Annotated in this window: 23 protein-coding genes and 2 pseudogenes; 12 read left to right on the top strand and 13 right to left on the bottom strand. The window is 64.2% G+C overall.

Annotated elements, in window-relative coordinates; genetic code table 11:
• Positions 1-110 precede the first annotated feature (110 nt).
• Genes QMG56_RS19820 through QMG56_RS19805 form a run of 4 tightly spaced genes read left to right on the top strand, consistent with a single transcriptional unit; the run spans position 111 to position 1615 of the window.
• On the top strand, positions 111-434 hold the full coding sequence (locus QMG56_RS19820) for a zincin-like metallopeptidase domain-containing protein (RefSeq protein ID WP_281824351.1): 324 nt from the start codon (positions 111-113) through the stop codon (positions 432-434).
• A complete protein-coding gene (locus tag QMG56_RS19815) occupies positions 431-1084 on the top strand; it encodes a hypothetical protein (RefSeq protein ID WP_281824350.1) in 654 nt (217 codons plus the stop codon). Before QMG56_RS19820 ends, QMG56_RS19815 begins: the two co-directional genes overlap by 4 nt.
• A gap of 19 nt (positions 1085-1103) precedes the next feature.
• A complete protein-coding gene (locus tag QMG56_RS19810; protein WP_281824349.1) occupies positions 1104-1421 on the top strand; it encodes a hypothetical protein in 318 nt (105 codons plus the stop codon).
• Positions 1418-1615, top strand: coding sequence for a hypothetical protein (locus QMG56_RS19805; protein ID WP_281824348.1), 198 nt, complete (start codon positions 1418-1420; stop codon positions 1613-1615). Before QMG56_RS19810 ends, QMG56_RS19805 begins: the two co-directional genes overlap by 4 nt.
• Positions 1616-1738: 123 nt before the next feature.
• Here QMG56_RS19805 and QMG56_RS19800 read toward each other — a convergent pair whose 3' ends face one another.
• Entirely contained in the window at positions 1739-2059 is a 321-nt protein-coding gene (locus tag QMG56_RS19800) for a hypothetical protein (RefSeq protein ID WP_281824347.1), read from the bottom strand.
• On the opposite strand from QMG56_RS19800, the gene QMG56_RS19795 reads away from it, so the two are divergent.
• Both QMG56_RS19795 and QMG56_RS19790 read left to right on the top strand, forming a co-directional pair.
• Positions 2059-2703, top strand: a complete 645-nt coding sequence (locus tag QMG56_RS19795) for a putative sulfate exporter family transporter (protein WP_281824346.1) — start codon at positions 2059-2061, stop codon at positions 2701-2703. The genes QMG56_RS19800 and QMG56_RS19795 overlap by 1 nt on opposite strands.
• A 52-nt stretch (positions 2704-2755) precedes the next feature.
• Positions 2756-2881: a hypothetical protein gene (locus tag QMG56_RS19790; protein WP_260171586.1), complete on the top strand. Its 126-nt coding sequence runs from the start codon at positions 2756-2758 to the stop codon at positions 2879-2881.
• Between the two features lie 125 nt (positions 2882-3006).
• Here the strand turns inward: QMG56_RS19790 and QMG56_RS19785 are convergent, their stop codons facing one another.
• From QMG56_RS19785 to QMG56_RS19740, 10 genes and pseudogenes are all read right to left on the bottom strand, one after another.
• Positions 3007-3234 (bottom strand): CrcB family protein, encoded by a 228-nt coding sequence (locus tag QMG56_RS19785; RefSeq protein ID WP_235199769.1) that lies wholly within the window; start codon positions 3232-3234, stop codon positions 3007-3009.
• Positions 3235-3256: 22 nt separating this feature from the next.
• Positions 3257-4183 (bottom strand): annotated as a pseudogene (gene arsB, locus QMG56_RS19780) (arsenical efflux pump membrane protein ArsB); the annotation flags it as partial.
• On the bottom strand, positions 4183-4611 hold the full coding sequence (gene arsC, locus QMG56_RS19775) for an arsenate reductase (glutaredoxin) (protein ID WP_281824345.1): 429 nt from the start codon (positions 4609-4611) through the stop codon (positions 4183-4185). The pseudogene arsB and the gene arsC, both read right to left, overlap by 1 nt.
• Before the next feature lie 10 nt (positions 4612-4621).
• A complete protein-coding gene (locus QMG56_RS19770) occupies positions 4622-4954 on the bottom strand; it encodes a helix-turn-helix transcriptional regulator (protein ID WP_037535046.1) in 333 nt (110 codons plus the stop codon).
• A gap of 331 nt (positions 4955-5285) precedes the next feature.
• Entirely contained in the window at positions 5286-5762 is a 477-nt protein-coding gene (locus QMG56_RS19765) for a hypothetical protein (protein ID WP_037535047.1), read from the bottom strand.
• 13 nt (positions 5763-5775) lie between these two features.
• Positions 5776-7020 (bottom strand): molybdopterin-dependent oxidoreductase, encoded by a 1245-nt coding sequence (locus tag QMG56_RS19760; protein ID WP_019054679.1) that lies wholly within the window; start codon positions 7018-7020, stop codon positions 5776-5778.
• Positions 7021-7127: 107 nt separating this feature from the next.
• The gene (locus tag QMG56_RS19755; protein ID WP_037535049.1) at positions 7128-8279 is read right to left on the bottom strand and encodes a TDT family transporter; all 1152 of its coding nucleotides are present in this window, start codon (positions 8277-8279) and stop codon (positions 7128-7130) included.
• Complete coding sequence (locus tag QMG56_RS19750) at positions 8276-9148, bottom strand: LysR family transcriptional regulator (RefSeq protein WP_019054677.1); 873 nt, start codon at positions 9146-9148, stop codon at positions 8276-8278. Before QMG56_RS19750 ends, QMG56_RS19755 begins: the two co-directional genes overlap by 4 nt.
• An 88-nt stretch (positions 9149-9236) precedes the next feature.
• Positions 9237-10220: a malate dehydrogenase gene (locus QMG56_RS19745; RefSeq protein WP_133192424.1), complete on the bottom strand. Its 984-nt coding sequence runs from the start codon at positions 10218-10220 to the stop codon at positions 9237-9239.
• Positions 10221-10266: 46 nt separating this feature from the next.
• A complete protein-coding gene (locus QMG56_RS19740; RefSeq protein WP_051583499.1) occupies positions 10267-11436 on the bottom strand; it encodes a YncE family protein in 1170 nt (389 codons plus the stop codon).
• 244 nt (positions 11437-11680) lie between these two features.
• On the opposite strand from QMG56_RS19740, the gene QMG56_RS19735 reads away from it, so the two are divergent.
• The 5 genes and pseudogenes from QMG56_RS19735 to QMG56_RS19715 all read left to right on the top strand — a co-directional run.
• Positions 11681-12124 carry a hypothetical protein gene (locus QMG56_RS19735; protein ID WP_281824334.1) on the top strand — a complete coding sequence of 148 codons (444 nt, stop codon included), beginning with the start codon at positions 11681-11683 and terminating at the stop codon, positions 12122-12124.
• 70 nt (positions 12125-12194) lie between these two features.
• Positions 12195-12563 (top strand): DUF305 domain-containing protein, encoded by a 369-nt coding sequence (locus QMG56_RS19730; protein ID WP_031439136.1) that lies wholly within the window; start codon positions 12195-12197, stop codon positions 12561-12563.
• Entirely contained in the window at positions 12560-13978 is a 1419-nt protein-coding gene (locus tag QMG56_RS19725) for a YncE family protein (protein ID WP_281824330.1), read from the top strand. Before QMG56_RS19730 ends, QMG56_RS19725 begins: the two co-directional genes overlap by 4 nt.
• A 220-nt stretch (positions 13979-14198) precedes the next feature.
• Positions 14199-14783: a recombinase family protein gene (locus tag QMG56_RS19720; RefSeq protein WP_066659028.1), complete on the top strand. Its 585-nt coding sequence runs from the start codon at positions 14199-14201 to the stop codon at positions 14781-14783.
• Between the two features lie 4 nt (positions 14784-14787).
• Positions 14788-15471, top strand: a pseudogene (locus tag QMG56_RS19715) (DUF4158 domain-containing protein); the annotation flags it as partial.
• Here QMG56_RS19715 and QMG56_RS19710 read toward each other — a convergent pair.
• Positions 15384-15995: a TonB-dependent receptor gene (locus tag QMG56_RS19710; protein WP_281824356.1), complete on the bottom strand. Its 612-nt coding sequence runs from the start codon at positions 15993-15995 to the stop codon at positions 15384-15386. The pseudogene QMG56_RS19715 and the gene QMG56_RS19710 sit on opposite strands and share 88 nt — an antisense overlap.
• 208 nt (positions 15996-16203) lie before the next feature.
• Between QMG56_RS19710 and QMG56_RS19705 the strand changes: the two genes are divergently transcribed.
• On the top strand, positions 16204-17388 hold the full coding sequence (locus QMG56_RS19705) for a site-specific integrase (protein WP_281824324.1): 1185 nt from the start codon (positions 16204-16206) through the stop codon (positions 17386-17388).
• Between the two features lie 6 nt (positions 17389-17394).
• Here the strand turns inward: QMG56_RS19705 and QMG56_RS19700 are convergent, their stop codons facing one another.
• Positions 17395-17601 carry an AlpA family transcriptional regulator gene (locus QMG56_RS19700; RefSeq protein ID WP_281824322.1) on the bottom strand — a complete coding sequence of 69 codons (207 nt, stop codon included), beginning with the start codon at positions 17599-17601 and terminating at the stop codon, positions 17395-17397.
• Positions 17602-17809: the final 208 nt, after the last annotated feature.

The following is a 17809-nucleotide window of genomic DNA, read 5'->3' as shown; positions in this document are numbered from 1 at the left end:
GATTGCGACCGGACAGGGAGGGCCCTCGGGCCCTCCCTGTCCGGCAGAGAAGAGGGGGCTCGGATCATGTGTCCTGCTTGATTGGCAGAAGAGGACAGAAAGGACACGTTATGGATGGGACCTACCACGAGCTTTGCCACGCGACGGGACATATCGACCGGCTTGCCCGTCCCTCCCTCCTTTCCATGAAGCGCGAGGACTATGCCCGCGAGGAATTGGTGGCCGAGCTTGGGGCCGCGTTCGTCAGCGCCACGATCGGCATCAAGCTCCACGACCGCGAGGACCATGCCGCTTATCTGGCGAGTTGGTTGCAGGCGCTCCGCAACGACAAACGGTGCATCTTCACCGCCGCCCGCCTCGCACAGGATGCAGCCGATTGGCTGTTGAGCCGCATGGCGATCGAAACCCCCGAGCAGATGGACGAGGCGGCATGACAGACCCCCACGACCCCGGCCCCGATGAGGGCCGGGCAGTCGCGGGGCGACTGGTCTATGATCCGAGCTTCGCGACCGTCACCGAGGAGGAGTTCAACGAGCTGGTCGCCATCGTGCGTGATGGCCCCACCGCCAAGCCGTTGACCCCCGAGGCGCAATGGCGGCGCGACTATCATCGCGCGATGTTCAACCGCCGCCTTGTCGGCGTGCAACCCGACCTGTTCGGCGCGAAGCCGGTGACGCACCTGCACAGGGCGAAGCCCGGGCCAGTCGTCGACTGGAAACCCGAGCCGGTGGAACAGAAACTGGCGCGGATCGCGCATGATCGCAGCGCGACGTTCGGCATCGGCCGACCGGCCTTGAGCGACGAGGAAAAGGCCGCCGTCATTCGCGGCGCTGCCAACTGGCTTCGCGTAGGGCAGCGGGTCCGCCTTGTCGGTTCGTTCGCCTCCTATGACGGCCGCGTCGAACGCCGCGTCGGCCGCAAGGGCGTCATATGGCGCTTGTGCAGCCCGGTCTTCGCCGACCACACCTACGTCTATCTCGATCCGATCGGCGCGGAGCGCGTCGAGAAAATCGCGCAAGTCGAGCTGCGCGACGTCGCGCCGATCGAGGACGCGCTTTTGGTCCCCGTCCCCTTCCCCGCATGACCATGCAGGAGCTTGAGCCATGAACCCGCCCCAACGCCGCCCCGTGATCCGCGCCGTCGCCTTCGACGAGGTAGGCGAGGCCATCACCCGCCTGATCGTCGTTGCCGGGTCGGACACCGGCCAAGCCGCGCGCGCGGCCGACTTCCTGCTGGCGTGGTGGAACGGCGACGATAACGGCCATTTCCCGATCCTCCACCTGTGCAACTGCGATGCGATCATTTCCGAGGATATGCTGATCGTCATGGCCTATCTGGCCCAGGAGCCGACCGTCTATCCCGACGCATGGGGCTATCGCCCCGCGATGGAGGCCCTGGTCGAACAATGGCGGCTGTCGTGACCCCGCTGCGCACCGCGATCGACTTCATCACCGGCGAGCCTGTCGATCGCGACACCCGGCGCGCGCGGCTTCTCGCCGCGCGCCGCAAGCCAGTCGGCAGCATCACCCGGCGCGGCATCCTGTCGGGGCATTGGGATCAGGGCAGCGTCGTCGGAGCCTTCCGGAACGGGCGCGGCAGCTTTCTCGCCGAATAGCCCTGAAAATCGCGCGCCGCTCCCCCGCGAAGCGGACGAGCGGCGCTATCACGCTGCTACGCTAGTGCGCGACCGACATAGATTTGGGGCTTTTCGATACCCCGACATCGATCCCGGTCGATGTCACCGGAGAACAACACGCGCGCCGATCGGCACCTGGTTCTTGCGAGCGGCTATGCCGAGGCCGCGCGCCGTGTGCTGGCGGCCGAGATCGCCGACAACGTGCGCCTGCCCTACTTCGCGCTCGTCGCACACGGCCTCGAGCTGGCTTTGAAGGCGATCCTCCTTCACGACGGGCGGGACGAGGATGATTTGATCTGGATGGGGCACGATCTTGCCGGATGTCTTGACGCGGTAGAGCGCAGCCGACCTGCCTTTGTCGAGGCCGTCGCGCCGGGCTTTACGGCGATCGTCGACGCCCTCTCCTACCCCCATGCCCTCCAATGCTTCCGCTATCCGCAACGCACCCCACGAGACCTTGCGGACCCGTCCAGCGCGCTGGACGCCCTGCAGCGCCTCCTAGCGGCGGAAACGGCCGAGCGCGGCAGCTATTCCCTACCGTCCAGACTAGCAGATTGCCCGCGCTGCTGCCCGGCGTCGGCCTCTGCCTCGCCGTCACCGGCTCGGCCTACGCGCTGGAGGCGGGCGAGCGCGCACTGGCCGGCAAGGCGTGGCTGGAGGCGCTGGTGCTCGCCATCCTGATCGGCACCGCCGTGCGCAGCCTGTGGACCCCGGATGAAAGGTGGCACGAAGGCATCGCATTCAGCGCCAAATACTTACTGGAGGTGGCGGTCGTCCTGCTCGGTGCTTCGGTCATCCTATCCGGCGTCGGCTTCATCGGCGCGGGCGCGGTCCTGCGCGTTGGCAGCGGGCAGGAGGTGCACGGGCTAGCAACGGCGGCGTGCATCTGGGTGTCAGCGACGCTCGGAGCGGCAGCGGGATTGGCGGTGTGGCCACTACTTGTGGGCGGTCTGCTGCTGGCGATGCTAGTGTTGTTCGTCGGCGCACCGCTCGAACGCCGTATCCGCGAACGCGCTCGGCAGACCCCGGCCGAAGCGGACCGGCGGGACGCCGAGCAGAAACCCTGAATAATCCTTGGCGCGAAACGGTGTACCAGTAGTTTTGCAGACGGAGGACTTCATGAGCGATATCGACAAGAAGAAGCCCACCACGCAAGAATCGGCCGAGATTCTGGAGCTGGAGGAGTCGGTCCGCGCCAAAGACAAGGCGAAGGTTGACAACGTCAAGGAAGATGATCGCTCCTGAGCCGGTTGGCGCCGCTAAGCCGGGCTGAAGGAGCGAACGAGAGCGAGGCCGCCGAACAGCGCGAGCACGCCCAGCCCAACCGATCCGACAACATAAAGGGCGGCTTGCCCGACTTCGGCTCTCTCCTAAAGCAAGGCCGCTTCCAGCGAGAAGGTCGAGAAGGTCGTGACGCCGCCCAGCCCGCCGGTGGTGAGGAACAATCGCCATCCCCGGCTCGATCCGCTCCGCAACAGGAACCAGCCGTCCAGCAGACCCATAAGGAATGAGCCGAGCACGTTGATGATGGGCGTTCCGATCGGCAGGTCGGGGCCGAACAGGCGCAGGCTGAGGCCGTTCAGCCCATACCGCAGCATGCCGTCGGAACCAGTCCCGGCGAACATAATCAGGTATGGCCCCATGCCTCAGCCAGCCAGCTCGGCCGTAGACGACTAGGTACATGCCGAGAGAGAAGATCACGACCTGCCACGGCGCGCCGCGCAGCACCTTGCCGGTCTGGATCACGTTGCCCCGCCCCGCGATCACCAGCAGGAGGATTGCACCGGCAGCGGCGACGGCGCTGACCGGCACGCCAAGGGGTTCGAGCAGGAAGAAGCCGGCCAGCAGCAGCGCGAGGATGATCCACCCGGCGCGGAAGGTCGCAACGTCGCGGATCGCTTCTCGGGGCGCGCGCAGCGCCCCCACGTCATAGTCTTCTGGGAGGTCGCGCCGGAAGAACAGCAGCAGCACGCCCAGCGTGGCGGCGATCGATACCAGGTCGACCGGCACCATCACGGACGTGTATGTGCCGAACCCGATCTTGAAGAAGTCGGCTGACACGATGTTGACGAGGTTCGAGACCACCAGCGGCAGGCTGGCCGTGTCGGCGATGAACCCGGCCGCCATGACGAACGCCAGCGTCGCCTTGTCCTTGAACCCCAGCGCGCGCAGCATGGCGATGACGATCGGCGTGAGGATCAGCGCCGCACCATCATTGGCGAACAACGCCGACACCGCCGCGCCGAGCAGCACGATTAGGACGAAGAGCCGGCGCCCATGTCCCCTGCCCCAGCGCGCAACGTGCAGCGCCGCCCATTCGAAGGATCCAGCTTCATCGAGCAACAGGCTTATGACAATGATCGAGACGAATGCAGCCGTCGCGTTCCAGACGATGCCCCAAACGACCGGTACGTCGGACAGCGTGACGACCCCCGCGAGCAGCGCCAAGACGGCCCCGCCTATCGCGCTCCACCCGATTCCGAGCCCCTTGGGCTGCCAGATGACGAGCACGATCGTGACGACGAAGATCAGGACGGCAAGAAGCATCAGGAGATGCGCTGGCCCGAGGCGTCCACCACCTGTTGTCCGTCGTCCTTCGCGAACGCGCCGCGCTGATCGCCCGGCAGCAGATCAAGCACGGCTTCGGACGGCCGGCAGAGCTTCACGCCGAGCGGTGAGACGACTATCGGCCGGTTGATGAGGATCGGGTGCGTCATCATCGCATCCACCAGCGCGTCGTCGGACAGCGACGTGTCGCCCAGGCCGAGCTCCGCATAGGGCGTACCCTTTTCGCGCAGCAGCTCGCGGGGCGTTATGCCGGCGCGGTCGATCAGCTCGACCAGCAGCGCGCGCGAGGACGGAGTTTTCAGATATTCGACCACGTGCGGTTCGATGCCGGCATTGCGGATCAGGCCGAGCGTGTTGCGCGACGTGCCGCACACGGGGTTGTGATAGATCACGATATCGACGGCCACGGGCGTCCTTTCAGCAGCAGGGGGTGAGTTCGGCGATCAGCGGGGCGCACAGCTCCGCGTTGCCGGCGCAGCAATCCTTGACGAGGAAGAGCGTTAGCGCGCGCAGGCCGTCGAGATCGGCACGATAGATGATCGAGCGGCTATGACGTTCGGATCGCACCAGCCCGCCACGGGCGAGGATGCCGAGGTGTGCGGACATTGTGTTTTGCGGTACGTCGAGCTGACGGGCGATTTTGCCCGCAGCCAAGCCATGCGGTTCGTGCCGCACCAACAGGCGGAACACGTCGAGGCGTGTTCCTTGTGCGAGCGCGCCGAGCGCTGAAATTGCCGTGTTGTTTTCCATATATCCAGAATAGCAGCTATATGGTTCCGGTACAGACGTTTATAGCACCAAGTAGGCAGGCAGTCGGCACCCTACGCTCTTTTCCGAAGTCCCCAACGAGTGGGGCGGGACCCCGCGGGCACGGCTCTATCGGCCCGCTGGGCGTGCCGACCGAGCCATCGTGCCGGCGTCTCGGCCCTGCCGGGTGACGATTATCGCGTAAGGTGTGCCACGTGGCGCACCTGCGAACGCGCAGGCGCGAGCAGTGTTTCGATTGGCGTCGACGCCCTCCCCCAGAGGCCACACCGCACAGCACTTCGCGCGCAGAACCGCGTGTCGTGAGTTGATGGGCTTAGCCTGATCCCCCCGATACGTCGGGCGCAGCCTTCGGATCGGGGTCTTGCGCCTTGCCCTTCGCGGCGCCCGGCTGCTTTGCGCTCATGGCGGTCAGATAAGCGACGATCGCCGGCACGTCGGCTGCGGCGACGGGGGCTTTGTAGACCTCGCGCATCTTGGTGACCTCCGCGGTCCACTGGTCGGCGGAGAGTGGCGGCTGGTTCAGCGCCATGCTCGCCGAATGACACGAGGTGCAGTTCGCATTGATGACGTCGGCATGCGGGCCGGCGGGATATTGCCCTTCGTCGGTTGGGAGATCGACCGAAGTGGACGCCAGCGAGAAGCCGCGCGCCGAGACGCTTGGCGGCGGTGGTGCGGTCGGGGCGGCAGGCGGCGGGGCGACGCGGCTGTTCGGGGCACCGATCGCGAGCAGAAGAACGACGGTCGCGCCGACGAACCCGAACGACAGCGTGCCGATGGAAGGCGTTTTCATGGGGGAGCGCTCCTCAGCCGACGACGATGTTGGTGGTTTCGATGTTGCCGCGCATGAACCCGCCCGGGTTCCAGATCGGCGTCATCGGCTGCGCGATGCCGGCGGTGTTCCAGCAGCGCGACATCAGCCTGGTCGGGCCCGCATGCGTGAGCGGCACCTGCGCGTCCCAGCGGCGGAAACTGTATTTGCCGTGATCGGGGCCGAGCACTGTCTTGTACCAGGTCTTGCCGTTGTCGGTCGACACATCGACCTTGGCGACGCCGCAATCGCCCCCCATCGCAATGCCGCCCAGCGGGATTGACCGGTCGAACGCGATTGCCTGCCCTTCGTCGAGGCTCGTGACCCAGCTGCGCGGGATCATCTTGTTGATGGGCACGGCCGGGAAATCCTTCTGGCCAGGCCGCACGTTCGCGCCTGGAGTGTCAGGGATCTTGTACGCCTTGGCCATCCAGTAACCGTCGTCGGGTGCGGCGAGCACCTCGATGTCGTTCAGCATCTTGACCCAATAGGTCGAATACCAGCCGGGTACGATCAGCCGGACCGGGAAGCCGTTGAGGAGCGGCATCTGTTCGCCGTTCATCCCGAAGGCGAGCATCACTTCGCCGTCGCGTGCGTGGTCGATCGACAGCGACTTGGCGAAATCCGGTCCACCCGCGACCACCGGTTGGTCGAGCGCACCGAACCGCACCGCAACCGCGCCCGGCTTCACGCCGGCGATGTCGAGCACGTCGCGCAGGCGCACGCCGAGCCATTTGGCGTTGCCCATGGCCCCGTGACGCCACTGCGCACCGGCAACGGGCGGCTGGAACAGCGCACGCGAATTGCCCGAGCATTGGTTGATCGCCGCCAGCTCGACGCGTGGCAACTTCAGCAGTTGCGCGAGCGAGATCGACAGCGGCCGCGTGACCGCGCCGTGCACCTTGATCCGGAACGCCTCGACATCGATCGCGGTCGGAATGTCAGCCCAGTGCCAGCGGACGAAGAACTGGTCGTTTGGCGTGAAGACGTCGCCATTGAACACGCTCATCGGCGTTTCCAGCAAAGGCGGGTGGATACGCTGGAGGATCATGTTGCCCTTGCCGGGGAACGCACTGGTCATCGGCCGTTCCGACGGACCGCCCGGCAGGTGCAGATCGACCATGCTCTGCGCCAGCGCGGGTGCGGCGATCAGCGCGCCGCTGCCGATCGCGGCCTCTGCGAGAAAGCGACGGCGGTTCGTCGCCTGCGCCAGTTTCATATCCAGGCTGTCCACCAACATTCTCCCGTTTCTGTCATGTTCTGTATGCGCGACCCGTCCGCCGGTCTGCCCGGTACGGGTCGATCAGATTCGCCGGTTCGATCCGGCAGGACGATCGGTTTGGCCCATCAATTGGCTTGGGCAATGCAGGGCGACACGAACAGGTTGCCGCGCCAGCCGCCCGCGACCGTCTTAGCGCCGACCAGCAGCCACATTGCTGCGAGCGCCACTGTGAGGACAGTGCCGACGATCCCGAAAAAGCCGAGCTGAAGCGTCGTGCCGAGCTTGAAGGTGGCGACCGTGGAGACGCCAAGCGGGAAGGTATAGCCCCACCAGCCGAGGTTGAACGGAATGCCCGCGCGCCAGTAGCGGATCGTGATCAGCGTCGCGAGCGCCAGCCACCACAGACCGAAACCCCAGAGCAGCAGCCCGGCAATCGTGCCAATCCCCTGCGCTACCGCGCCGATCTGCCCCAGGCCGTTGGCGGCGAGGATCGCGGGCGCGTTGCTGCCGAGCACCAGCATCCCAAGCGCGCCGGTGCCAATCGGACCGAGCGCGAGCCAGCTCGAGGCGGCCATGCTCTCGTGCGGCAGCTTGTGCAGTGCCATCCGCAGGATCAGGATCGCGAGGATGCCGAACGCGACCGGCACTGAATAAGCCCAGAGCACATACGACGTTGCGAGCACGACGAACTGGTGATGCGCGTCCGCCAGATGCGGGGCGAGCAGGCCGCCGCTCGCACCTGCGACCTCCGCCGCGACCACCGGCAGCAGCCACACCGCGGTCATGCCGTCGAGCGAATGTTCGTGCCGAGTAAACATGAGGTAGGGGATCGCTACACCGCAGGCGAGCGACATCGCGACGTCGATCCACCACAATGTCTCGGCGATCGGGATCACGCCAGCGCCGAACCGCGGCAGGCCGAACGCCAGGAACCCGTTGATGATCGTCGCCAGCCCCATCGGGATCGTGCCGATGAACATCGACACGGTGTTGTGCCCGAAGATCCGCCGCGCCTCGTGTCCGAACATCGTCCAGCGCGCGGTGTAGAGCCCGGCGAACAGCGTGAAGAGCGCGATGTTGAAGTACCACAGCGCCTCGCCGACCGGGTGCAGCGATGCGCCGACGCCCGGCACCTGCGGCAAGGCGAGCGCGAGAATGCCGGTGCCCATCGTAGCGGCGAACCAGTTGGGGGTGAACTGCCGGATCATCTCGCGCGGGGAGTCGAGCCGGCTGAGGGGCTTCAGGCCATCGAGAACGGGTTTCAGATCGGCGGTCACTTGCCAGTCTCCTTGATGAGATCGGTCAGCGCATCGGCCGCCCGCGTTCGATACCGCTCTTTATGGCGCAGCGCGTAGAACGGACGCCGCGGCAGACCGAGCGGCAGATCGTGCAACGTGCCGGCCGCGATTGCAGGTGCGACGACATGCTGCGACAGCACCGCGACGCCCGCCCCGGCCTCGACCGCGCTACGTACCGCCTCGTTCGATGGTAGCATCAGCGCCACGGTGAGGTCCGACGGATCGACGCCGCGCTGGCGCAGCACCTCCTCGAACGACGAGCGCGTGCCCGATCCCTGCTCGCGGACGATCCAGCGTGCGGCGCGGATCCAGTCCTCGTCGATCGTGTCGGCTGCGCGGTCGCTTACCAGCACCATGCGGTCGTTCGCGACCGTCCAATGCGCGAGCGCGGGCTCGTCGATCACACCCTCGACGAAGCCGAGCTCGACCGCACCGTCGAGCACGCGCGCCGCGGCCCCCTCGGTGTTGTCGATCGCCAGTTCGATTGAGATCGCGGGGTAGCGCGCATGGAACGCGGCCAGCTGGCGGGGCAGCCAATAGCCCGCGATCGTCTGGCTTGCGACTAGCCGCAGAGTGCCGCGCTCCAGTCCTGCATATTCGGCCAGTGCAAGTTCCGCGCTGGCGGCACGGCCAAGCACTGCGCGTGCGTCGACCAGAAACATGCGGCCCGCTTCGGACAGTTCGATCCCACGGCCGACCCGGTGGAACAGCGGCACGCCGTGCCGGGCTTCCAGCGCGGCGATGGCAGCGCTTGCGGCTGACTGCGTCACATTGAGCGCTTCGGCCGCGCGCGTCATGTGCTCGCGCTCAGCGACACCGACGAAAATCCTGAGTTGTTCCAGGGTCATGCCCGATCTCCTTGCCCCAATGATAGGGAAAGGAGATCAATCGCACCAACCAAAGATTACGGTCATTCCAATCAGATATACCGGTCGTTCATTTCAGAATGTCGATAACCGCCTCACGTTCATCGACCAGTTCGGCAATCGTGCGATCAAGCATCGTTCGCTGGAATGGATCGAGGATCAGTCCTTCGATACGCGCATACCCACCGCTTTTGCAGTGCACCGGCACGCCGCACACCAGCCCTTGCGGGATACCGTAGGAGCCATCTGACACCACGCCCATCGACACCCAATTGTCGCCTGCGCCGTGCACCCAATCGCGCAGATGGTCGATCGCCGCATTTGCTGCCGACGCGGCCGAGGACGCACCCCGTGCTTCGATGATCGCGGTTCCGCGCTGCGCAACGGTGGGGATCAGGGTCTCGCGGTACCAGGCCTCGTCTCCAATACGGTCGGCAAGCTTTTGGCCATCGAGTTCGGCATTCCCCCAGTCGGCAAACATCGTCGGCGAATGGTTTCCCCAGACGACGAGCTTTGTAATCGCATCGACACCGACACCCGCCTTGGCCGCAAGCTGTCCCTGCGCGCGGTTGTGATCGAGGCGGATCATCGACGTGATGTTTTCGGCAGGGAAACCCGGTGCGCTTTGCGCAATGATCCAGGCATTTGTGTTGGCGGGATTACCGACGACCAGGATCTTGGCGTCGCGTTTGGCCACTGCGTCCAGCGCTGCGCCCTGCGTCTTGAAGATCGCTGCGTTGGCAGCGAGCAAATCACGGCGCTCCATGCCCTTCGAGCGGGGACGAGACCCGACCAGCATGGCCGCATCGATGTCCTTGAAAGCCACCATCGGATCATCAGTAATGATCACATCTGCCAGCAGCGGGAACGCGCAATCCTCCAGTTCCATGACCACGCCGCGTACTGCGTCCAGCGCCTGCGGCACGTCGAGCAGTTGAAGGATAACGGGCTGGTCCGGTCCGAACACGTCACCCTGCGCGACCCGGAAGAGCAGCGAATAGCAAATTTGTCCTGCGGCACCGCTGATCGCGATCCTGACGGGGGGCTTGGTCATTTTGGAAAGGGCTTTCGTTGGGAGATTACAGACGGTGTGAGACCGATCAACGCGCCGCCAGGGCAAGCGCCGCATCGCGCCCGGATGGCACCAGATTGGCGAGACCTTTTCCTGATCTTACGGCACCAGGAACGTAGATCAGGCTCTGCGCATCCGTACTGATCGGGATCGTCGACACGGTGGTGTACGTCAGCGTGTCGATCCCAGCGACCTTGTTGGTTCCGGCCAGGCTGGCATAGATCCTCGTACCATCGCCCGACGGCCAAACCGCACTCGGAGCCGCTTGTAGCGGGACGGTTGCCACAGCCTCCAGGCTGTCGGTTCTATAGACCTTGATTGCAGGTTGATCGCCGCCAACGCTGACATAGGCAAAGGAATCGTCTGCGCGCTGGGCGAAGTTGACCGCGCCCGTTGCTGGACCAGTGTTTATCACTTCGCGTACCGCAAACGGCGGTTTGGCAGCAAAGACCGTGGTCGTGCCGCTCTCGCGGCGTGTTGCCCAGATCTGTTTGCCATCTGGCGAGACCGCGATTGCTCCCGCACCTGCACCGTTGCTGGCAACGTGTCCGACGACGCGCCGATGCTCGACGTCGACAACCAGGATGGACGGCCTTTCAGTAAGCGATACAAAGGCATAGCGTCCGTTTGGCGACAGGATGGTCGCGCCCGCTCCGCCACTTGCTGGTACGCGGGTGATCTCCCGCGCTGTCTTAGGATCCACGACCGCGATGGCATGTTCATCGCCGAGCGAAACCCAAAGTTCGTGCCCATTGGGCGTAAACGCGACGGCGGTAGGAGACGTCTGGAACACGGTCCGGCCTCGTTCCGTGTTCGTGGCCAGATCTACGAGCGTCACACTGTGCTGCGCTAATGCCGATACCGCCAGGGTCCGCCCGTCACGCGTTGCAGCCAGGTGCTGGACTTTGGGGCTGGAAAAGCTGGGCTCAGCTATCGCGCTTTTGGCGAGGTCGATGCGTCCCAGTTCGTTGCCCGCTGCAGGATCGATGACAACGATCTTCGTCGATGTCGGGTCAGACACATAGATCCGGTCATGATGGCTAAGGTCGATATCAGCCTTCGACCACGGTGCCTGAACCGCCTTGATATCGTAGGGAAAGTCGTCCGCCGCAGGTGCAGCCCAATAGGCCTGAGCGATCGCCGGGACTGGCGCTACGGAGGCCAACATCGCGGCAACCAAAACGATCGCAGCTTTCATCGTTCGATCCTTATCGCGGATCCGGCGGGTGATCGTGCCAGTCCGATGCCGCTAGATCGACCGATATGTCCCCTGCGTCCAACGCATGGTCGCGATGGTTTCAATACGAAAACGCGATCATAGATTGTCTACCGTTCTTGTTAGATGATCGGAACGACTGTGGTTATGCGTTGGACCGACCGCCCCGCCGCAATCATCTATCCTGTCACGCTCGGCATTCATCGAGACGCGCGGAGACTTCCTCATGGCAACACAGCCGATCTACGATCTCGCTACCGAGACACTCGTTGCTCCTACGCCTGTGCGCCGACATCTCACAATCGTGCCGGATGCAGGCAATTATGACGACCTGGAAAGAACCGCTCCAGGCATCGCATCGCGCGGCGTCCATCCTGCCACGTTGGGCTTGCTCGTCGGCGTGTATGCAGTAATGTTGCTGACTTTCTGGACCTTCTTCGCACGTGATGCAGCTACGGCGCTCGTCCTGACGGTCGTGTCGGTCTTCATGATCCTGTATTTCGGTCTGATTGCTGGCGGCATCGTACTCAGCGATACTCCCGCCCCCGGCGAACATCTCCGCTCGTTCCCGGAGTTCATCAAGGGCCCGGTCGATATTTTGACGGGCACGATCACAGGGCGCGAAGCGGCTGTACAGATGCTCTTCTCCCGGCCTGCATGGCCGTGCTAGCAACGATCATCGGCATCATCGCTCGCGTGTCGTAAACAGTAAAACTAGGGACAGGACGATGAGATCACGCATGACCTTGCTGATGGCGATAGGCTTGTCCGTATCGACCGCTGCTATCGCGCAAACGGACGGCTTCGCGTCCGCGATGGATGCGGCGATGACGCGGATGCACGGCGCGATGATGACCGGCTATTCAAACGATCCCGATCGCGACTTCGCAAGGATGATGATCCCGCATCATCAAGGCGCGATCGACATGGCCGAAATCGAACTGCGCTATGGCAAAGACGAACGCCTGCGCCGGCTTGCGCAGGGAATCATCGTCGAACAGCGTCAGGAAATCGCGGTGATGCAGGGCATCCTATCCGAAGGCGGCGCGTTGCCACGTCACACCGAACCGACCGCGACCGGTCACCCCCATCACGGAGACCGTCCATGAAGCGTTTCACCCTAACCGCCTGCGCCGCCTTGTGCTTTTCAGGCCCTGCGTTTGCCCAGCAAGTGCCCAATGCGACTCCCGACATCCCTGTCAGCGCGCAGGACCGGTTCTACACGTCGGACCAGTTCTCCAACACCGTGTCGGTGATCGACCCATCAACCAACACGCTGCTCGGCGTCATCAAGCTCGGCGACCAGACCCCCGCCAACCTCAGCCCGCTCTACAAGGGGCAGCTGCTTGTCCACGGCATGGGGTTCTCGCCCGATCGTAAGACGCTGGCGGCGATCTCGATCGGTTCGAACTCGGTGACGTTCATCGATACCGCGACCAATGCCGTGAAGCACACGACCTATGTCGGGCGCTCGCCGCATGAGGCGTTTTTCCGCCCCGACGGTCGCGAAGTCTGGGTCGCGGTGCGCGGCGAGGATTATATCCAGGTGCTCGACGGCAAGACCTTCGCGCCGACCACGCGCATCCCCGTCCCCAACGGCCCCGGCATGACGATTTTCTCGCCGAACGGGAAATACGGCTATGTCTGTTCGAGCTTCTCACCCGAGACCGTGGTGATCGACACCGCCTCGAAGAAGATCGTCGGTCGCGTCAAGCAGGCAAGCCCGTTCTGCCCCGACATCGCCGCGACGCCCGACGGCAAGCAGGTCTGGCTGACGCTGAAGGACGTCGGCAAGGTCATGGTGTTCGACGCCAAGCCACCCTTCGCAGTGCTGAAGACGTTCGACACCGGCGCGATCACCAACCACGTCAACATCGCCCGCACCAAGGCCGGCCAGTTCGCCTATGTGACGGTCGGCACCGAGAATGTCGTGAAGGTGTTCCGCACCACCGACTTCGTGCAGGTCGCGAGCATCCCGGTCGGCGCGCTGCCGCACGGTCTGTGGCCGTCGGGCGACGGCTCGCGGATCTATGTCGGGCTGGAGAACGCCGACGCTGTTGCGGCGATCGACACCGCCAGCAACACCGTCATCGCGACGATTCCGATCGGTCAGGGGCCGCAAGGCGTGGCCTATGTTCCCGGCGCGGTGCCGGTAGGCGACGGCAGGGCAAACCTGATACCGCTCGCACAGGCCGGCATGAAGATCCAGCTAACCCTCGCTGGGACTGGCCGCAGCCAGGTCACGCTGTTCGATCAAGGCCAAGTCCAGATCCTGCAGGCGGCGGTTGCGGGCCTCAGCCCAAAGATGCCCTATGTCCTTGGGCTATCCTCCCGCGCTGATGGTGGCGGCGTGATCCAGCCTCTGGCAAAGTTCATGACTAATCCGGCGGGCGGCGCGATCGTCAACACGCTCGGACCGCTCCGCCAGATCGTCAGCGACGCGAAGGGCGACATGCGCCGGTACCTCGTCATTGCGTCAGGCGACCCGATAATGCCGGGCGCTGTCGTTCAGGTGCAGAAATGAGGGTTCAGGTGAACTCTGCGCCCCGCTGTCCGTGTCCGGTATCTTGGTCATGACGCCGGTATAGGTTGCCGCAGCGTCTTGAGGCTGTCGGAAAACACATGTTTTCGGACACCCTTGGGTGATCCCTCGGCTTTGGTCGGCAATCCTGCGCCTGAATAGTCGACAAACCCTGTCGCTTTGATGTAGTGTACGACAAAGTGGTTTTGAGGGTTTGTCGTACATGCTGGTCGGATATATGCGGGTGTCATCGGCCGATGATCGCCAAACTGTCGATCTTCAGCGCGACGCTCTGGTCGCGGCGGGTGTCGATCCGCGTAATTTGCATACTGATAAGGCATCGGGAGCACGCGACGATCGACCGGGCCTGAAGGACTGCCTCGATTATCTGAGTGCGGGCGATACGCTGATCGTGTGGAAACTCGATCGGCTTGGGCGATCGTTGCCGCATTTGCTGGCGATCGTCACTGACCTGAAGGCGCGTGGCATCGCGTTCCGTTCGCTGACTGAGCAGATGGATACGAACACGCCGCACGGCGAACTGCTATTTTCGCTGTTCGGCGCGCTGGCGCAATATGAGCGCGCGCTGACGCGCGAGCGGGTGATGGCGGGACTGGCGGCTGCAAAGCGTCGAGGGCGCCAGGGTGGACGGCCTCCCATGATCGACACTGAGACCCTTGAACGGATTACTGCCGCGCTTGATGGCGGAGCAAGCAAGGCATCCGTCTGTCGCACCTTCAAGGTGCCGCGTTCGACCTTGATTGGCACTCTTGCCCGGATCGGTTGGGCGCCGCCCGCCAAAGCCTAACCCAATGCCTCGTCGCGCCGTGCTGTCGGACGAGCAACGCATGGCGTTGCTCGCACTTCCCGATGATGAAACCACGCTCGTTCAGCACTGGACGTTGAGTGAGGATGACCTGGCTATCATCGTGCGCCGCAGGCGACCGCATAATCGTCTGGGTTTCGCGATCCAGCTATGCGCGCTGCGCTATCCCGGCCGTTTGCTGCGCCCGGGCGAATTGATCCCCGATACGCCGCTCGCGTTCGTCGCCGAGCAATTGCAGATCGCGCCCGAGGTGCTGGCCGATTATGCGACGCGCGGCCCGACCCGGTACGAACAGCTCGATGCGCTGCGCGAGGGCTTTGGGTTCACACAGTTCAGCCGGCCATTGCGAGCGGCGTTGCAGGAATGGCTGCTGCCGATTGCGCTGACGACGACCAGCGGGGCTGGGCTGGCACGGTCGCTACTAGGCGAGTGCCGACGACGGCGCATCATCGTACCTGGCATCAGTTCGGTCGAACGGATGGTTGCGCAGGCGTTGCTCGACGCCGAGCGCCACGTCGCCGAGCATCTGACCCGAGGGCTGGAGACTGGGCAACGCCGTCTGCTTGACGCCCTTCTTCTGCCTCACGCCGGCACGAACCTCAGCGGCCTCGGATGGGTGCGGCAGCCGCCCGGCAGGCGCAGGCGGCGTCCGAGCAGATCGCTCTTGAAGCCGGCCTCGAAGGTCTCGGCCTTCTCCTGCTTGACGACGTCCGACACGCCCGTGACCCCGGCCGCAGCCGCGACCGCCGCCACGCCGCTCTGGTTGAACTGACCGGACCGGAAGCCGACCCCCCAGGAGCCGAACAGGTTGACGTTGTCGCTGACCTTGTACTTGGCTGAGAATTTCGGCTGGAACAGATCATAGCTGTTGCGCTTGATGCAGTCGTCCGGGGTCGCCGCCGAGCATCCGGCCGGCAGCGAGCCAGTCTGATCGACGCGCACCGCTTGACGCCGGCGATCCTTGTCATAACGCCCCGCGAAAGACAGTTCGAGACGGTCGGTCAAGTCATAGGCGACGTTGCCGAACAGCGCCCAGGCGCGATTGTGGTTGTTGTCGGCGAGGAAGGACAGCGTCGGGTTCGCCAGATTGCCGAATTGCGGCTGCCTCTTGACGGTGACGATCCCCTGGAGGTTGTCGTCGCCGGTCGACGTCGAGATGAAGCGCTTGGTATCGAGATAATAGACACCGGCCATCCAGCGGAACGACTGGTTCGACGGAGAGGGTGTCCGCCAAACTTTCTGTTTCATGAGGGTTCGATTTCTACCAAGGCATTTCATTAAAAGTATAGATATCAATCAATTGATGGAATAAGACTTCCCTAGCAGTCTCTCGACATCCTGCTCAATCTCAGTCATAAAGTGGGGCCGAAAGTAGGGCCCAAAGTGGGGCCGGGAGGCGAAAGTGTCGCGAACGCTGAACAGGCTGACGGCAGTGCAGGTAGCGAAGCTGAAGACGGATAGCCGTCATGCCGACGGTGGCGGCCTTTACCTGTCGATCGATGGTAGCCGGCGGCGCTGGATTTTCCTCTATACGCGCTTCGGAAAGCGTGCCGAGCTTGGGCTCGGCAGCGCCCGCGACCTTTCGCTGGCCGACGCGCGGGCGAAGGCGGCCGAGCTGCGCGCAACCATCGCGTCGGGCAAGGATCCGAAGGCCGAGCGCATCCGCCACAACGAGATCCCGAGCTTCGGCGAATGGGCGGACCGTTATGTCGAGACGATGCGGCCCTCCTGGAGAAACGCCAAGCACGCCGCGCAGTGGACGATGACGCTGACAGTCTATGCCAAACCGATCCGGAGCCTGCCGGTCAATGAGGTCAGTACCGAGGATGTGCTCTCAGTGTTGCGACCACTCTGGGCACGGACGCCCGAGACTGCTGAGCGGCTGCGCGGTCGCATCGAGAACGTGCTCGATGCTGCGCGGGCCAAGGGCTTCCGAGGCGGAGAAAACCCGGCGCGTTGGCGCGGGCATCTCGACCAGCTGCTGCCCAAGCGGCAGCGCCTGTCGCGCGGGCATCATACGGCGCTGGCCTATGACGCGATCCCTACGTTCATGGTGTCACTCGACGAGCGGCCGGCGATGGCGGCACGCGCACTCGCATTCACGATCCTGACGGCGGCACGTTCGGGCGAAGTGCTGGGCGCTCGCTGGCCCGAGATCGATCTCGACAAGGCTGTTTGGACCGTGCCGGCCAGACGCATGAAGGCGGGGCGTGAACACCGCGTTCCATTGTCGCCGCAAGCGATGGCGATCGTCTCAGCGCTTCATGAAGATGGCGAGACAGGGTTCGTGTTTTCCGGCACGTCTCCCGACAAACCGCTGTCGATCATGGCGATGTCGATGCTGCTGCGGCGCATGAAGGCCGGCGTCACGGTGCATGGCTTCCGATCGAGCTTTCGGGACTGGGCTTCGGAGACAACGGGTTTCCCGCATGAGGTCTGCGAAATGGCGCTTGCGCATACCATCCCTAACAAGGCCGAGGCCGCCTATCGGCGCGGCGATCTCTTCGAGAAACGTCGCAGGCTCATGGAAGCCTGGGGGCGCTACTGCGCAGGGGAGCCGAACGCGGCCGCGCAAGCTGCGGCCTGATCGCGCTTACTCCGCGGGTAGGTCGTCAACATGGAAGAACATCGGGTTCTTCATCCATGCGCTGACGGCAGACTCGCGCCAGCCGGTGCAGCGCGTGGCGATCCGGACCTGCTTAGGAAAGCTGCCGGCCTGTATCTTCCGGTAGAGCGTCGAACGGCTGAGCCCCGTTCGGTCGAGGACGGCTTTGAGGCGGATGATGCGGTCATGGGACATGGCTGGTCCTTCCTTAAGCGGTTGTCAGCTTCCCCAGTCGGGTCAGGATGCCGGGTCCGGTACGGGCGTCAAGAGTGGCGGAAATGGCGCCATCTCATAGCAAACGGTCCCGTGGGATCGCCCAGGACGTCACCGGATGTCAGTGCACGTCAGTTCGCCGCCAAAGATTTTTTTGCAGCAGATCGCGGCGATGCAGGCCTTGCGTCCC

The sequence above is a fragment of the Sphingobium sp. BS19 genome (assembly GCF_027925545.1).
GTDB lineage: Bacteria > Pseudomonadota > Alphaproteobacteria > Sphingomonadales > Sphingomonadaceae > Sphingobium.
The sequence above is the reverse complement of the archived record's forward strand: the minus strand, read 5'-3'. Positions and strand labels throughout refer to the sequence as shown.